We start from the raw sequence: 16,053 nt of genomic DNA on the forward strand, positions 1-16,053 counted from the left end.
TCTTCATAGCCGGCCGCCGACAGCAATGCCCGACACTTAGTCCGCTTCGCCGCTTAGCCGCAATCAGGAGGATTCAAGATTGACTATAACTTCGAACGAAGTCAGACGTCAGGTACCAGTTTGGCGCATGTGTGACGGCGCCGAGAAAATTTTCATGGATCGGCAGGAGCGAGGGTCGTCAGAGAACGATACATCGCATCGGGAAACGGAATGAGCGCAAAGAAACGAATTTCAGCGGCCCTGGCATACCCGCTGGTCAAGCGCCTGATCGTGGAGAACCTGCCGCCGCACATAAAGCTGTATCTCACCGGTTTGCTGTGCTCGATCGTCGCTGCGGCGGCGACCGGCGCAACGGCTTGGATCATGAGTGTCATGATCAATAGCATTTATGTAGAACGGAACGCTGCTGCCGCATGGGGTATTAGCGCCGTGATTGTCGGCATTTTCCTGGTCAAGGGGATCGCCGACTACTGCCAGACCATCACAACGGGGAAGGTTCGCCGGGCTATCGTTTCGGACCTTCAAAACCGCCAGTTTTCCCGAATGGTGCGTTTCGACATCAACCGCTTCGCTAACCAGCATCCGGCGAAATTCGTCTCCAAGATCATGTTCAACGCGCGCGCCGCGGCCGCCGTTATTCTCACCCTCACGAGCAGCACCGTCTCCGATGTGCTGAAGCTGATTGCCCTGGCAAGCGTCATGGTCAAGCAGGATCCAATGATGTCGCTGATATCGGTGGCGGTTCTACCACTGCTATTCCTATCGGTGGGCGCGATAACCAGGAAGCTCAAGGCGCTGGCAAGGGGCGAGACGGAATTGGCTGCACTGGTCCAGTCGATCGGCACGGAAGCCGTCGAAGGTATCCGCACCATCAAGTCCTTCCAACTCGAAGACAAGGCGGCCGCCAGCTTCGCGAAGGCCGTCCGGAAGATGGAAAGGCGCGGCATCCAGATCAACCGCACATCGGCGTTGATGAGTCCATTGATGGAGACAGGCGGCGGCTTCATCATTGGCCTTTTCATTATTTACGCCAGTTGGCAGACCCTCGGCAACGGCAAGACGCCGGGCGAATTTATGGCCTTCATAACCGCCTTTATGCTTGCCTATGAACCCGCCAAGCGGCTGGCCCGGGTCAATGTCGACATCCAGAAGCAAATGGTGGCCGTCGGGCAGATGTATGATTTGATCGACACGCCCGAACAGCGACAACTCGCAACCGCGGGCGAGCACCTCACCAATGTCGAGGGCGGCCTCCGTTTTGAAGATGTGGCCTTCTCCTATGAAGGGAATAGCCCCGCGCTGCACGGTGTTTCCTTCGAGGTCCGACCTCGTGAGAAGCTGGCGATCGTCGGCCGCTCCGGCGCCGGCAAAACGACCATCGTCAATCTGATCCTGCGCCTGATGGAGCCGGACAGGGGCAGGGTTCTCCTCGACGGAAAGGACATTTCGAAGATCAGCCTCTCCGACGTTCGCGACAATATCGCACTGGTGTCACAGGACGTCTTCCTGTTCGAAGGCTCGATCCGTGACAACATTCGTGACGGACGCCCGAACGCCACCGATCGGGAGATCGAGTCCGCGGCGGACCTCGCCCGGGTCACCAGCTTTGCCTCGAGCCTGGAAAACGGGCTCGACACGCTGGTGGGGCCGAGCGGTACCAATCTGTCGGGCGGGCAGAAACAACGCGTTGCCATCGCACGCGCCCTGCTCAAGAATGCTCCGGTGATTGTCTATGATGAAGCAACGTCCGCGCTCGACGGCGAGAACGAACGGGCGGTCATGGAGGCAGCCTTCGACAATGCATTTCAGCGCACTGTGATCTGCATCGCGCACAGGCTTTCAACCATCAAGGCGGCCGATCGTATTCTCGTGTTTGACGCTGGTATGCTTGCGGACTCCGGGACCCATGACGAACTCGCCTTGCGCAGCGAAATCTATCGCTCGATCTTCCATTTGGAAGCGTCCGCTCCAATCGTCCAAGGCGGCAAGAGGCTGCGGCAGAGCGTTTTGCGCTGAAGGCCGATGACCAGTTTTTACCACGGTTCCTACATCCGGTATGTGATAGGTGGATTGGGCCTGCAGTTGCGCCGATACACAAAGGCCGTGCGGGCGCTGTATACCGGCTCCAAGCCTCGTTCCGTTATTGAGCAGCAGGCCAAGGTCGACGCGCTGATCGCGCGCAGGGACTGGACAGGCCTTGAAGCAAGTACCAATCAAATGGCCATCATGGCCGAGCGTGTCCGCGACCCGGAGTTGATGCAGAAGGCAGGCCAGGCGTTCGAACGGCTGGGCAACTTCGCGCGGGCGGCCGAGCTTCGGCTTTCCGCTCGCCGGCAACGAAAAGGGGAAGGTGCCAATGAGTGGACCGGAGAAGACCTCGGTTCGGGAACACTGCTGATCGATCTTGTAGAGGATGATCCTCGCAGTCTTGGCCGGGTTATCCGCCATGCGCGACTGGCCGGCGCCGCCGCTGGATGTGCGCAAAGCGCGACAATTCGGGTCGAGCCGCGCCTCGTATCGCTTCTGCAGCGGACGTTCCCGAATGCGACCGTGGTTCCAGCGCAACAGAATGTCGTTGGTGACAAATTTGCGACCTTCGAAAATCTCGCCTGGGTTTTCGGCCGCGATGCCGAAAGACTTGCCGCCGATTTCGTGCCGCTGCGGGTAGATCCTGAACTCGTCCAGACATTCCACAAGCGCTATCGCTCGATGACGGATCTACCACTGGTGGGTCTGTCCTGGGGCAGCAAATCACACACCAAGGACGTCCCTGATTTCCCAGAATGGGCACGGTTCATCGCCCAGACACAAGCGACGTTCGTTTCTCTCCAGTACGGACAGATCAAGCCGGCGCTGCGGCGCCTGCGCAACGGCAATGATGCGCGGCTTATCTATGATGACAGTGTCGACCAGATGATTGATATGGACCGTTTCGCCGCCCAGGTCGCCGCACTCGATGCGGTCGTAACGATCAGTAATACGGCGGCCCATCTGTCCGGAGCACTCGGTGTTCCGACCATTTTCCTGATCGACGACAAGTTTCAGACAGCGTGGCCAGTGATTGGCGATCGAACGCCCTGGTATCCGAAGGGGCTCGTCATTCGCAAGGAAGGACGTCCGTGGCCGGTGGTGCTCGACGACGTCGGCCGGCGGCTCTCGTCAATCCTGACGGTGCGTTCGACGCCGTCTAGCGATAGTTGAGGTCGCTGTGCCGAGCAGACGATCCATCCTTGAAAAGGCAAAAGCCGCCGACCTGCGCCCGCAAGGTGTTGACGGCAAGCGGCTGCAGAAGGTTCTTGATCGAGCAAAGAAGTTTTTTAAGCGTCCCTCGCGCCACGCTGACGAAAGCGTCGAACGGCATGTGAGCCTGATGGCGCAGAGTGTCGAGCGGCGTGACTGGCAGGCGGCCCAGGATCATGCGCTGGCACTCGGCCTGCTCGGTGAGCAGCTTGGCGATCCCGGGCTTGTCAAAAAAGCCGGGCGTGGACTGAGACGTCTCGGCGGCGGGAATCGTGCTTGGCAGTTGATCGCGTCGAGCAAGCAAGTGCCCGGCCGGCCCGAATGGGATGGCAGTGATCTTGCGGGTCGCAGGCTTGCCGTCGAGCGGCGCGAAGGCGATCTTGCAATCTTCTTCCAGTTCGCGTCGCTGCTTGGGCCGGTGGTCGCAGCTGCCGGACGATGCACCGTTTTGGTCGAGCCGCGACTCGCGCCACTTTATCGCAGAACATATCCTGGGCTCGATGTCAGGCTAGAAGGAGAAGGGGAGGTGGCGGCGACGGACGCCGACGTCTTCGCCTGCTTCGAGACACTGGCGAAGCACTTCTGGCCGGATGAGCCGACAGCACGCGCGCCCTTCCTCCCATTGGAGCCGGACCGCCGACTGGTCGCCGAGCTACGCAGCACCTATCTCGCTCGCGGCCCGGGGCCTCTGATCGGCTTCGCCTGGGGAAGCCTGAACAAGAGCAAGGACCTGCCGGCTCTGGACGATTGGCGGGAGCTGCTCGGCAATCTGCCGGGACGTTTCATCAGTATGCAGTATGGCGATGTCGGGCCAGCGCTCGCCGAATTCGAACGCTGGGCGCCGGGACGCATCATCCATGACGCTTCCGTCGACCAGTTGTCGGATATGGACCGCTTTGCCGCGCAAATCGCGGCGTTCGATGCGGTGGTGACGATCAGCAACACCGGCGCCAATCTGGCGGGAGCGCTTGGCGTTCCGACTGTCGTCATGCTCGACGATGGGTTTCGGCTGTCGTGGCCTGCCTTCGGCGAGACCGTAGCCACATATCCAAGCGTTCGACTGGTTCGGAAGGGCGGTCAGGCATGGGCGTCCGCAATGCAGGAAGCAGGTGGACAGGTTATGCAAATCATCAGTGGAGTTGGTGATGGCCGGTAGCCAACTCCTTCGCCGGTTCCGCCGCGGTGTCGCGCTTGCAGGCTATAAGTACAAGGTCTGGTTTCGTCGCCATCGGCGGCAGCTTTTCCTTCGCTGGCGTGATGGCGACATTGCCGATCAGATGGCGGATTATCGGCGAAGCATCGAGGCGCGCGATTGGTCTGCCGCACTGCCGAAAGCCCTGGCCCTGGGGTCGATTGCGAAGTCGCGGGGCGAGGTTCGCCTGCTCGACGAGCTTAGCAAGGCGCTGATGCGTATGGGCGCCTACGGCCCGGCGGCCGAGCTCAAGATCGCCAGGCGCCACATCGTTGAGGGCCGCGTCAACGGCGAATGGCTCGGCCAGGACATCTCGGACCAGGTCCTGCTCGTCGATCTGATGGAGACCGAAAAGCAGGGTCTGGCCACCGCGATCCATCATGCGAGTTCCGTCGGCCGTGCGCTCGCCCGGGCCGCTCGTTTGATCGTCCTGGTCGAGCACCGGTTGGTTCCGCTCTTTCAGCGGACATTTCCCGCCGCCGATGTGCGAGCTGTCGGTCCAGAGAACAAGGCCGCCTATGGCGAGGCGCAGGCCTTTGCGGGCGTTCAGCATCTGACGGCCATGTTCGAGACAGATGAGACCACGATCCGGGAGCATTTCGTCCCCCTGAAGCCGGATCCGGCGCGGGTCGCTGAACTTCGCGCCCGCTATCGGAAGGATGGCCGGCCGCTGGTTGGCGTTGCATGGGGCAGCTCCAATCCTGGCAAGGACCTGCCGCCACTTACGGCATGGCGCGGGCTTATCAGCCGTCCGGACCTCCGGTTCGTTTCGCTGCAATATGGCCAGGTCGCGTCCGACCTGAAGATCCTGACCGATGGCGAGCTCGCGCGTATTCTCCATGATGGATCAATCGACCAACTTGTCGACATGGACCTTTTCGCGGCGCAGGTTGCCGCGATGGACGCCGTGGTAACCATCAGCAATACCGGGGCGCATCTGGCGGGCGCGCTCGGCATCCCGTCGGTCTTTATCCTTGGCGATGGGTTCAAACGTTCCTGGCCGGTCGAGGGCGATTGCACACCCTACTATCCTTCCGCCGTGCTGGTCTCGAAACGGGAAAGGCCTTGGGCCGCGGTGATGGAAGACGCACAAAACCACATGGGTTTACTCATCAGCACTGTTTGAATCCACCACGCAAGGCATCGCGAGTGTGCCAGGCAGGTCCAAACCGGCGACGTAGTCAAGCGCCTTTCTTGACGGCAAGAGCATTGTAAACTACCCGGCGGGGCGGCCGTTCTGCAATTTCACGGATAAGAGGCGATGCATATCTTTGGGTAGGTCGAGAACCAAGGCGGCTTCTCCTGTCAGCGAAGGCTTTGTGCAGCGGCTCCTCGCCGCGTACCGGCTTTTTCATCCAGGAAATCTGTTCAAGCGCGGGCGTATCTACGCCCGCGGCAGGGCAGCGACGAGGACTGTCTACTTCGTCCCACACAACCGCAACAATGTTCGGCTGCTGGCTGACGCGGCAGAGATTCTGGTTGACCGCGGCATCCGCTGCGTGTTCGCGCATCTCGATGGATTGAAACGCGGCGGCGTAGCGCGACCTGAACTCAACGCCCGGGGAATATCGCATATCGGCTTTGCCGAGCTCGAGCGGATGATCAGACCCGGCGACATGCTGGTGACTGGAAATGACTATGCGCCGCAATTCTTTAGGCGATTCATAGACTCCATCAACTTCGGCATGGTCCGTGTGGTCGGGCTGATCGGCGGTGCGCGACTGCTGCAGCCGCATCGATTTGTGAGAGCTGACTACATCCTGTCGATGGGACCAGCGGCGCTGCAGCAAAGACGCCAGCCGACATACGTTGTCGGCTCCCCGGTAATTGAGCGTGCCGTCGAAGGTGCTGGCGCCAGGCATGATGAAGGGCTTTTTGTGCTGGTGAACTTCAAGGGGGATATCGAAAAGCCCGCAGATCGCCAAGCGATTGAAGCCGTGGCAGGCGCATGTGCGAAACTCGGCCTTGCCTATGTCGTCAGCGTCCACCCCACGATGTTCGAAAAAGTCGATTTGCCGAACAAATCGACCCTGGATTTCGCACAGCTGCTCCCGGAGGCTCTGGCGCTCGTAACGCGCCCAAGCACCACTGTTTACGAAGCAATCGCCTGCGGCATTCCGGTGGTGCTGTTTCCGCTGGTTTCTCCCATGGTCGAGTTCGACAGCCCTATGGGCGCTTTCAAACCAACATTGTCGGAGCATGACCTCGTCGAGGATATCCGCGCTGCGGTCAGATCAAGGCCGACTTATTTTGAGCAAAGCCGGGACTTCCTCAATGCCAATCTGTCGATTGATCCAAAGGTGCCGGCTTCGCAACGGATCGCCAATGCCTTAATCGATATTTACAATCGCTGATCTGCTCGATCAAAATGCCCGCAATCGGAGTCCGCAAGTTGAGTTTGTTTTCCAACTTTTTTGCAAGAAAGCCGCCCCTCCTTGTCGTCTCGTTTCCCAAATCCGGGCGGACCTGGCTGCGCGTAATGCTTGACGATCTGGGCGTCGATGCGGCTTACACGCATGACGGTTCCGACCACAAGGATCTGCGTGACATCGCGCAGATAAGCCCCGACAAATCTCGCTACAAACGCCAACGGATTCTATTCCTGACGCGAGACCCCCGCGACACTGCGGTATCTGGATATTTTCAGGTCAACAAACGCCATGGGCTAGAAGCAGGTCCGATCGGCGATTGTATAAGAAGCCCCAAACACGGTGTCGAGAAGATTGCCCTTTTCAACCTGCAGTGGTTTGCAGCCGCAAGTCACATGCGAAAGATTGCGCTTCTGCGCTATGAAGATGTGCAGCGGGATACAAACGACGCATTGCGCAGCATCGGAAAATTCTTGGGAAAATCCTTTGAGGAGTCCCAGCTTGCCGATGTTGCCGTCAGCAGATCGTTCAAACGAATGCAGCAATCTGAAATCTCAGGAGAGCTGGGTGCGCGCTATGGCGGGAGATTGCAACCGCGCAATCCTGACGACCCGGAAAGCTTCAAGGTTCGAAAAGGTAAGGTCGGTGGTTATTTGGACTACCTCGGCGCGGATGATATTGCCTTTTGTGACAATGTGCTTGCGCGGCTTGATTACTGGAAGCGGCTCGATGAAGCCTTTCAGCGGCATGGCATATCTTATGCCGACGACAGGGCAGGTGTGAATTGATCCGATGCACCGGCTTTGTCTGCGGATGCGGACATAGCGGCACCACGCTGATAGCTACGATTCTTGCCTCGCATGCCGATGTCTTTTTGCCATTCGAGGAAACAAACGTGTTTTTCAAATGGGCTCCACTTGCGCTGTATCGCTACTCCAAGCTGAAACGGGCGGCCATTGGGGCGGGCAAGTCGGTGCTGCTTGAAAAGACACCGCGTCATATCAGACGTGTCGACCGGATACGACGCCTGGTGCCGGGCGCGAAGTTCGTGATGCCGGTACGCGATGGGCGCGATACCGTTGCTTCGCTGACAAGGCGGCTTGGCGATGCGACCGCGAGCCTGGATCGCTGGATTTCGGACAACACAATGGTCCTTGCCGAGCGCGGCAGCACGGACGTCTTGATTTACCGCTACGAAGATCTTGTCGATGACCCGGAAGCGACCGTCGAAAAGATCTGCACCTTCCTGGGATTGTCGTTCGATCAGAGTCTGCTCGACTATCATCGGAACCCGCAACGATGGTTCACACTTAATGCGCAACCCCAACATGCCGCATTGCGCAACCAGCAAGTGAACCAGCCAATTTATGATGGCCGCGGCCGCTGGAAAACCGAACTGGGTCAGCAGGAATTGATGGAGCTTACCGAGGGGCGTGGGAAGCCCCTGATGCAGGCGTTCGGATACCTTTGAAACCGCGCGACCGCTTTACTCTGGAAGCGCGCGCGGATAGCCAAACTGATCGAAGTCGCGCTCATACGCGCGATAGATGGTATCCGCCAGTTCTTGCGTGAAATAGTCGGCAAGCCTGCGGCGCGAGGAGGTGTGCAGAGGTGGCATCGCCGCGCGTCGCACCTCGTCGCTCGCACCGACATGATCGAGAACCCGTTCGAAATCCTGGGCGAAAGTCTCGGTCTTGCCGATGAGGTCGAACGCAACTCCTGGAAGGTCGACGATGTCGCTTTGCCTCTGCCAATGCTTGTCGATGCGCCATGTGGAAGTCGTGCAGGCAAAGGCGACGAAATCTGCAAAGGACAGGCTCTTGTCAGCACCAACAGGCAGCGCCGGATCAGCCCTTTCGCGGTGGGCTAGATAGACCTCCACCCTGCCATAACCAGGCACAAGGGGACGGTCGCGATATTGGTCGGCCCAGCACGACAACAACCGGGTATAGGGATTGCGAACGAAGGTAAATCGCAAGGCTTCGGGACTCGTGGCCATGCGATAGAACTGCAGGACGCCATGGCGAGGCGCCTGCAAGTTCGACGCCTTTCGGTTGTGCACCTTCCAGTTCTGGTCGCTGCGCCATCCCGACACGGTGTCGTTTCCGATCATGGCTGCAAGGTTGCTGCGAATGCGGCTGCTCGCCGCCTTTGGCGTGGCGAGGTACAGGATCTTGAGTTGCGGGACTACGTCGATCAGGTCGTCAGGCAGATATGCGGTTTCCATGGCTCTGCGGTAAAAAGCCAACGCCTCGGGATTGCGCCAGCTCAAAACCTGCTCGACAACCCGCCACCGAAGCGACCGCAGTTTCGGCCTTAACTGGCGTTCGATTTTCCTCAATCCACGAGTCTGCTTCGATTTCGGGACGGGAATCTCATACGACAGGTCGGGGGTGCTGGTGTTCATCCGCTCTTTCCTATTAATTTCTAAATGCCTCACCGCTGGGAAAACCGCAAGCAACAGTGGACAATCGACCCAAATCCGTTTTCGCCGCTCGCCAGCACCGACTTCCTGATCTACCGCAACAAGTGATTTACAGTTGACGCAACCCGCCGCCCCGATTGGGAAGCGTATGGACGAGGCGCGACAAAAGACGTGGTTGCTCATCGGCCAAGTTTGATCGACATGAGTCGTCATGTCATAAGGTCCGCAAGCCGGGTCCTTAGCAATCGGCAGCTGATAGGGATGTTTGCGAGGTGACCATGAAATTACTGCGGTGGCTCAAACCGAAGGCAGAAGAAAATTCCAGTAATTTAGGCCTTTGCATTTCCTACCCAAAATCGGGGCGGACATGGTTAAGAGTCATGCTTGATCAACTTGTCGTCGGCCTCCATTACACCCACGGCGGCAGCGCGTTCCACAGAAAAGATTTCCGCTCTGCCGATGCTTTTTTGGGAAAGCGGCCCCTGATTTTTTTGCATCGCAATCCGATCGACACAACAATTTCCGGATATTTTCATGTCACCAAACGCGAAGCATGGCGCGGCCTATTCCAAGGTGATTTGTCGAGCTTTGTACGAGACCCACAGTTTGGTATCGAGAGGACCCTCCGCTTCAATGCAATGTGGCTGGCGGCAATAAGCGAAAGAGACGATGTGTTGATCACACGATACGAAACGCTCCACAGCGATGCCCTCTCCGAACTTAGCCGAATCGCAAAATGGTTGAAGGTAGAACCAGACGAGGAGGAAATTACGAAAGCAATTGACGTCGGTCGATTTGAGTCCATGAGAAACAAGGAATCCTCTGGGCAAAGCGATGAGCGCTATGGTCACCGCTTAAGAACGGTAGACAGCACCGATTCCGATAGTTTTAAAGTTAGACGCGGCGTAGTTGGCGGGTATAAGGACTACCTTACCGAAAAAGAAATTTTATACTGCAAAAATATCATGGAAAATTATGGAATAACTGCCTAGCGATAACCACATCTTCACTCCAGCAGTGCAGGCGGATAGCCAAACTGGTCAAATCGCGCTCATCTGCGTGATTTATAAAATCCGCCGGTTCCGGAGTGCTCAACGGCGTAGCGAGATCGCATGGATTTGTCACAACATAATCAACGGGTTCAGGCGGAACCGAAGACGCCTATCCTGTTCGTACGCCAGCGCTATGCGCCATTTGGCGGAGGCGAGATCATGCTGGAAAACATCATGGCGGCGTTCGCCGCGCGTCAACGGCCGGTGGCCGTGCTGTCCGGCGACTGGCCGCGATACGAAGGCATAGAATTCATCCATTGTGCCGGCCGCCGGTTTCCCCGCTCCATGCGGGCGACGTCCTTTGCCCGAGCCGCATGCCGCAAGATCGCCGAAATGCCACCGGCGCTCGTGCAGAGCAACGATCGTCTTCCGTGCTGCGATGTCTTCCGGGCCGGGGAAGGCGTTCATGCCGCCTATCTTGCCGAGCGGCGGCGTTTCGAGACGCGGCTTGGCAGGGCAGCGACGGCGCTGAGTCCCTTTCATCGCCAGACGCTGCGTCTTGAACGCACAACCTATGCCAGCCCACGGCTTAAAGCTGTGATTGCCATTTCGAAAATGGTGGCTGAGGATATTATCCGTCACTACGACTATCCGGCGGAACGTGTGCACCATGTTCCCAACGGGGTCGACCTGGACCGCTTCAACCTGGAGCTGCGCCAACAGCATCGGGGCGCGGTTCGTGCGCAGCTCGATGTCGATGATAACAGGCCGGTCGTCCTGTTTGTCGGCTCGGGTTTCGCGCGAAAGGGACTTCTTCCATTGATGAAGGCTGTCGCCACGCTGGACGGTGAGCCGGAGGTGTGGGTCATTGGCCATGATTCGCGCGCCAATGCCTTCAAACAGGCCGGCGACAGACTTGGTCTTGGCGCAAGGCTCAGGATGTTGGGGCCGCAGAAAGATATGTTGCCATGGTACGGCGCGGCCGACATTGCCGTGCTGCCTTCCATTTATGACCCATTCGGCACAGTGGTGATCGAAGCCATGGCCAGCGGCTTGCCCGCCGTGGTAAGCACCGGGTGTGGCGCGCGCGAGCTGGTCGATCGGTTCGAGCCGACGCTTGTTTGCGACGCAGCCAGCGTAAACGACCTCGCCGCCGGACTTGCCCGTGCGTTGCAGCTGTCGTCACGGCCTGAGACTGCGGCAAAGGTCAGAGCGGCGGCCGAACATTACGATTTCAACGTCATGATCAGGAGAATGATAGCGCTCTACGAAAGTCTCGACCTGAGATAATTTTCGACATTTTTTTTGAATCCGTTAGTATCGCTCGGAGTGCTAACAGGCCGGGGGGACCAGTTTCTTTGAACAACTGTAGCAGTTTTGACGCCGGAACCGTCTGACAGTGCCGGCGCTCTCAGTCATCATAATCAGCCGCAATGAGGAAGCGTGCATTGCACGTTGCCTTCGCTCGGTACATTTTGCCGACGAAATCGTCGTCCTCGACAACAACAGCACCGATCAAACCAGGGACATCGCCAGTGGACTCGGGGCCAAGGTCCTGATTACCCTCGATTGGCCCGGTTTCGGCGCGCAAAAAAACCGTGCCCTGGCCGCGGCGACAGGGGATTGGGTCCTTTCGCTTGATGCCGACGAGTGGGTCGAGCCACCCCTCGCTGCAGAAATCAGAGCCGCTATCGCCAACCCAAAAGGCTATGATGGCTTCGAAATACCAAGAAGATCCCGCTTTTGTGGGCACATCGTCCGCCATGGCGGCTGGTCGCCCGACCTGGTGCTCCGGCTTTTCCGTCGACAGTCCGGGCGCTTCAGCAACGACACGGTGCACGAGAAAGTTGTGGTGAATGGGAAGGTTACGCGATTGTCCCATCCTATGGAGCATGACTCCATCGCCGACCTGGCAGACGCGCATGACAAGATCGGCCGATACGCAGAAGCGTCCGCGGCGCGGCTGCTTACCGAGGGCAAAAGAAGCTCGATAAGCAAGGCGGTTTTGCGCTCGGTCTGGGCCTATATGAACAGCTATGTTTTCAAGCTGGGATTTCTGGACGGTTCGACCGGCGCGATGGTTGCCGCTTATTCAGCCAGCTACACCTATCAGAAATGGGCGCTTGTCGCATTGGGCAGCGAGGCGAAATCCGCCGAAAAAAGCAGGACCGGCGTGAAAGGCAAATCCGTGCGATTCAGAAATCGTCCTGGCTAATTTCTGCACCATTGTTGCCGAGCTGTTGCCAGACAGTTAGTGTATGGCCGTTTTGAAATTGGAGCCAAGGTACTGAATATGACTGATGCGTTTAGGGTATTCGTTGGATGGGACAGCCGCGAGCCGATCGCCTACGACGTAGCACGGCACTCTTTGCTTAAAAACGCTTCGATGCCTGTCTCCGTCATTCCAATCAAACAGGACGAACTGCGTGCCCGTGGACTGTATTGGAGGGAAAAAGATCCACTCGCGTCAACAGAGTTCACCTATACGCGGTTTCTCACGCCTTTTCTCGCCGACTACACGGGTTGGGCTTTGTTCTGCGATTGCGACTTCCTGTGGCTCGGTGACGTCGCAGGTTTGCTGGAATACACGAAGTCGAACAAGGCCGTCTATTGCGTCCAGCATGATTATACGCCGAAGGCCACTACCAAGATGGACGGCGTGGTCCAGACATCCTACCCACGAAAAAACTGGTCCTCGCTGATGCTGTTCAACTGCGCGCACCCTTCGGTTAAATCGCTTACGCCAGAGGTCGTGAACCGCGAAAGTGGTGCCTACCTCCATCGAATGCAGTGGGTCGCCGATGAGGACCTGGGCTCGCTGCCAGTAGAGTGGAACTGGCTTGAAGGTTGGAACGAAAAGCCGACGCATGGCACACCTAAGGCGGTCCACTATACAAGCGGTGGTCCGTGGTTTGCCGAGTGGCAGAATGTCGACTATGCGGATCTGTGGATAGCCGAACGCGACGAATTCTTGAGTAATGCCGAACAAACGGAAGCTTCTCTTTCGCGCTCGGCGAGCCGGTAGCTAATCCAACCGATCGGCCCGACCATTTCGGACGTTTCGTCGATATCGCCGGCAGCGCGCGGTTCGTGCAGATCGGTGAACAGACTAGGCGTGCCTGGTCGAAATCGAACCGAGCGGGTTGTCGAACAGCCATTTTTGGCGACGTGCTTTCCAGCGCGCGGCGTTGGCACGGCGTCTGCTGCGCCAAGCCGGCAACTGCTTTGTCGTTGTTGCGGCATGCTGCATGGCAGAGGCTTGAGGCCATGGCGAAAAGAAGTGCGGGCATCCTGCCTTACCGCAGATCGAGCAACGAACTGCAGGTGTTGCTTGTTCATCCGGGCGGGCCGTTCTGGCAAAGCCGCGATCTTGGCGCATGGTCGATTGCAAAGGGCGAGTATGGTGATGACGAACAGCCGGAAGCTGCGGCACGTCGCGAATTCGTGGAGGAAACCGGCTGGGAGCTCGAGGGAGCACTGCTTGCGTTGGGGGAGCTGCGCCAGCGCGGCGGCAAGCTTATTACAGCCTTCGGCGTCGAATGCGATTTCGACGCCGGCACTTTGCGGAGCAACATGTTCGAGATGGAATGGCCACCGCGCAGCGGCCGCATACAATTCTTTCCGGAGATCGATCGCGCAGGGTGGTTCGGCCTCGATATGGCCCGGGAAAAGATGGTTATTGGCCAGCGGCCTTTTCTCGACCGGCTTGTGGGGTCCGTCTAAAGCCGACCCATTGGCCGACCGACATCATGAACTGGTCGTGCTGATCGCTGCGCCCCAGGAACCATGGGCTGAGGCGAAGACCATGTTGACCGCGCCATCGCGCCAGGATCAGAACACGAACTCGACAGACGTCAGCGGCCAGCAGCCGCGGGTCCATTCGATTGGTATGCCGTTGCGGTCCTCGTTGACGGCATTGATGCGGAATACTGGTGTTCCGGGTGTCAGCCGCAGGATTTCGGCTTCATCAGGGGACGCAAAGCCGCCACTGATGCGCGTCTCGGCCCGCCGGTAATTCTCGATATCATGCGCGCGGAAAACATCGGTCACCGACTGACGCACGTCGTACGTCTGCTCGAAATCAGGAAAGAGATGGGCTGGAAAGACCTTGGTATTGACGTAAACCGGCTGCTTATCGGACGTTCTGATCCGGCACAGCCGGATAATGGTGGCATCAGGTGCGAGACGCAACCGCTCCGCCACGGCCGGTCCTGCTGGTTCCCGGACGATCAGCAGCGTCTTGGTGCCGATTTCCTGGCCATGAGCTTCGAAATTATCGAGAAAGCGCTGTCCGTCGCGAACCGTGAATGTCGAGGGTAGGTTTCGCACGAAGATACCGACGCCCTTGCGAGCGGTGAGGTGGCCCTCATGCTGTAACTGCTGCAGCGCCCGGCGAAGTGTAATGCGGGTGACCGCGAGTTTCTGCGCCAGATGCGTTTCTCCGGGAAGTTGGCTGCCCGGCGGAAGACAGCCGCTCTCGATCAGATTGAAGATGTGATCGTAGATCTGCTGCCAGATCGGCGAATCGCTGCGTGGCCGAAAGACCAGCCCGTCAAAGGCCAGAAGACGATTGACGCTGCGCTCGTGTGGCGTTGGGATTTTCGTATTCTGGTTCATGAAGCCTTATTCACGGGCGATCGGTGTGCCGACCGTCGGTTTACGCGCGAGAGTCCAGAGGAATAGACAATTTGTCCGTGAACCATCGTGGCCACCACACGCGGATGTTCCGGATCGCCGGCATCGACGAGGATCAGATCCGCTCGGCGGCCGGCAACAAGCAATCCGCGATCGTCAAGGCCGGCTACCCGGGCCGGATTTGCCGAGACCAGATTCCAGATCATGGGGAAATCGCTGGCCCCCGGAGAAGACAGCCTGAAGGCCGCATGCAAAGGCGAGGGATAGTGGTAGTCACTGGTCAGCACCGTGCAGAGCCCGGCTCTGATGGCCTCGGTGGCATTCAGCGCTCCATTATGGCTGCCGCCGCGCACGACATTGGGCGCGCCGAGGATCACATCCTCGCCCATTTGCCGCGCGGCTTTCGCCGTTTCGAGCGTCAGTGGAAATTCCGAAGCCTTTGCACCGAGACCGCGGAAATGCATACGTTCTTCGGGAGACGCTTCGTCATGGGCAAGAAGCACATTGCCATTGGCCCGTGCAGTCGCGGCCAGCTTCCCGATCGCGATCGCTACGTCGGCCCGGCGGGACCAAATCTGATCGAGCAACGCCATATACTGCTCACGGCTCAAGCCAGACCGTTCCGCCATCTGGCCGATCTTGCGGGCGATCGTGCCGTTCAATACCGACCCGGTCGTATGGTCGTTGAGAGCAATGATCGGTCGCGGCCAAAGAGAGAGCCATTGTATGACCTGCGCCATCTGATCAAGCGCGAAGGTCTCCCAGCGCAGATGCACACGCGTATCGCAGCTAAGAGTATCGCGGAGATCGCAGAGCGCGCCGATCAGTTGCTTGGCGGCTTCGAGCGAGCGAAGTCCGGGCTCCCATGACACCGTGACGCCGTGAAAGGCTGTGGTCACTCCATTGGCGACAAGCTGGCGGTCCGTATCTTTCAACGCCAGCGCCGTGTCGAAGCGGACACCCGGCCGCGGCATGATTTGCCGCTCGAAGCCGTCGCCGTGAATATCGACGATCCCCGGAAGCACGAGCAGACCATCGGCATCGATTATGGACGCATGGGCCGCTTGGATCTCTGACAGTATCCCGCCGGCAATGCTCAGGTCCGCGGTTTCAAGTCCCCGGTCGGTAAGGATGCGACCACCCTGGATGTGCCAGTTCACTGTATCCCTCTAAAGCAAAGCCTGCCGGTGGCGCCGACGA

Annotated in this window: 15 protein-coding genes; 12 read left to right on the plus strand and 3 right to left on the minus strand. The window is 58.6% G+C overall.

Annotated features, from left to right (window positions below; translation table 11 throughout):
• Positions 1-270 precede the first annotated feature (270 nt).
• The 7 genes from ACWUKX_RS06655 to ACWUKX_RS06685 all read left to right on the plus strand — a co-directional run bounded on the left by ACWUKX_RS06655 (position 271) and on the right by ACWUKX_RS06685 (position 8,272).
• Positions 271-2,016 carry an ABC transporter ATP-binding protein gene (locus ACWUKX_RS06655; protein WP_456005073.1) on the plus strand — a complete coding sequence of 582 codons (1,746 nt, stop codon included), beginning with the start codon at positions 271-273 and terminating at the stop codon, positions 2,014-2,016.
• 6 nt (positions 2,017-2,022) lie between these two features.
• On the plus strand, positions 2,023-3,201 hold the full coding sequence (locus ACWUKX_RS06660) for a hypothetical protein (protein WP_456005075.1): 1,179 nt from the start codon (positions 2,023-2,025) through the stop codon (positions 3,199-3,201).
• A 7-nt stretch (positions 3,202-3,208) separates the two neighbouring features.
• The gene (locus ACWUKX_RS06665; protein WP_456005078.1) at positions 3,209-4,396 is read left to right on the plus strand and encodes a hypothetical protein; all 1,188 of its coding nucleotides are present in this window, start codon (positions 3,209-3,211) and stop codon (positions 4,394-4,396) included.
• Complete coding sequence (locus ACWUKX_RS06670; protein ID WP_456005081.1) at positions 4,386-5,558, plus strand: glycosyltransferase family 9 protein; 1,173 nt, start codon at positions 4,386-4,388, stop codon at positions 5,556-5,558. The genes ACWUKX_RS06665 and ACWUKX_RS06670 overlap by 11 nt, the downstream gene beginning before the upstream one ends.
• Before the next feature lie 193 nt (positions 5,559-5,751).
• Positions 5,752-6,786, plus strand: a complete 1,035-nt coding sequence (locus ACWUKX_RS06675; RefSeq protein WP_456005084.1) for a hypothetical protein — start codon at positions 5,752-5,754, stop codon at positions 6,784-6,786.
• Between the two features lie 38 nt (positions 6,787-6,824).
• Positions 6,825-7,589 carry a sulfotransferase domain-containing protein gene (locus ACWUKX_RS06680; RefSeq protein ID WP_456005086.1) on the plus strand — a complete coding sequence of 255 codons (765 nt, stop codon included), beginning with the start codon at positions 6,825-6,827 and terminating at the stop codon, positions 7,587-7,589.
• Entirely contained in the window at positions 7,586-8,272 is a 687-nt protein-coding gene (locus tag ACWUKX_RS06685) for a sulfotransferase family protein (RefSeq protein WP_029355976.1), read from the plus strand. The genes ACWUKX_RS06680 and ACWUKX_RS06685 overlap by 4 nt, the downstream gene beginning before the upstream one ends.
• 15 nt (positions 8,273-8,287) lie before the next feature.
• On the opposite strand, the gene ACWUKX_RS06690 is transcribed toward ACWUKX_RS06685, so the two are convergent.
• Entirely contained in the window at positions 8,288-9,439 is a 1,152-nt protein-coding gene (locus tag ACWUKX_RS06690) for a sulfotransferase family protein (RefSeq protein WP_456005088.1), read from the minus strand.
• A 65-nt stretch (positions 9,440-9,504) separates the two neighbouring features.
• Between ACWUKX_RS06690 and ACWUKX_RS06695 the strand changes: the two genes are divergently transcribed.
• From ACWUKX_RS06695 to ACWUKX_RS06715, 5 genes are all read left to right on the plus strand, one after another.
• Positions 9,505-10,218, plus strand: a complete 714-nt coding sequence (locus ACWUKX_RS06695) for a sulfotransferase domain-containing protein (protein WP_456005090.1) — start codon at positions 9,505-9,507, stop codon at positions 10,216-10,218.
• Positions 10,219-10,338: 120 nt separating this feature from the next.
• On the plus strand, positions 10,339-11,508 hold the full coding sequence (locus ACWUKX_RS06700; RefSeq protein ID WP_456005093.1) for a glycosyltransferase family 4 protein: 1,170 nt from the start codon (positions 10,339-10,341) through the stop codon (positions 11,506-11,508).
• Between the two features lie 109 nt (positions 11,509-11,617).
• Positions 11,618-12,433: a glycosyltransferase family 2 protein gene (locus tag ACWUKX_RS06705; protein WP_455837562.1), complete on the plus strand. Its 816-nt coding sequence runs from the start codon at positions 11,618-11,620 to the stop codon at positions 12,431-12,433.
• A gap of 78 nt (positions 12,434-12,511) precedes the next feature.
• Complete coding sequence (locus ACWUKX_RS06710; RefSeq protein ID WP_456005095.1) at positions 12,512-13,243, plus strand: glycosyltransferase; 732 nt, start codon at positions 12,512-12,514, stop codon at positions 13,241-13,243.
• Between the two features lie 242 nt (positions 13,244-13,485).
• Complete coding sequence (locus tag ACWUKX_RS06715; RefSeq protein WP_456005098.1) at positions 13,486-13,941, plus strand: NUDIX domain-containing protein; 456 nt, start codon at positions 13,486-13,488, stop codon at positions 13,939-13,941.
• Between the two features lie 108 nt (positions 13,942-14,049).
• On the opposite strand, the gene phnF is transcribed toward ACWUKX_RS06715, so the two are convergent.
• Together phnF and ACWUKX_RS06725 are read right to left on the minus strand one after the other, a co-directional pair.
• On the minus strand, positions 14,050-14,835 hold the full coding sequence (gene phnF, locus ACWUKX_RS06720; RefSeq protein WP_456005101.1) for a phosphonate metabolism transcriptional regulator PhnF: 786 nt from the start codon (positions 14,833-14,835) through the stop codon (positions 14,050-14,052).
• Positions 14,832-16,013 (minus strand): alpha-D-ribose 1-methylphosphonate 5-triphosphate diphosphatase, encoded by a 1,182-nt coding sequence (locus ACWUKX_RS06725; protein WP_456005103.1) that lies wholly within the window; start codon positions 16,011-16,013, stop codon positions 14,832-14,834. The genes phnF and ACWUKX_RS06725 overlap by 4 nt, the downstream gene beginning before the upstream one ends.
• Positions 16,014-16,053 lie beyond the last annotated feature (40 nt).

The organism is Mesorhizobium sp. f-mel, assembly GCF_053850215.1.

Coding starts and splice junctions, on each gene's coding strand:
- ACWUKX_RS06660 (WP_456005075.1), top strand. CDS start 2,023: ATGACCAGTTTTTACCACGGTTCCTACATCCGGTATGTGATAGGTGGA.
- ACWUKX_RS06670 (WP_456005081.1), top strand. CDS start 4,386: ATGGCCGGTAGCCAACTCCTTCGCCGGTTCCGCCGCGGTGTCGCGCTT.
- ACWUKX_RS06690 (WP_456005088.1), bottom strand. CDS start 9,439: ATGACGACTCATGTCGATCAAACTTGGCCGATGAGCAACCACGTCTTT.
- ACWUKX_RS06695 (WP_456005090.1), top strand. CDS start 9,505: ATGAAATTACTGCGGTGGCTCAAACCGAAGGCAGAAGAAAATTCCAGT.
- ACWUKX_RS06700 (WP_456005093.1), top strand. CDS start 10,339: ATGGATTTGTCACAACATAATCAACGGGTTCAGGCGGAACCGAAGACG.
- ACWUKX_RS06710 (WP_456005095.1), top strand. CDS start 12,512: ATGACTGATGCGTTTAGGGTATTCGTTGGATGGGACAGCCGCGAGCCG.
- ACWUKX_RS06715 (WP_456005098.1), top strand. CDS start 13,486: ATGGCGAAAAGAAGTGCGGGCATCCTGCCTTACCGCAGATCGAGCAAC.
- phnF (WP_456005101.1), bottom strand. CDS start 14,835: ATGAACCAGAATACGAAAATCCCAACGCCACACGAGCGCAGCGTCAAT.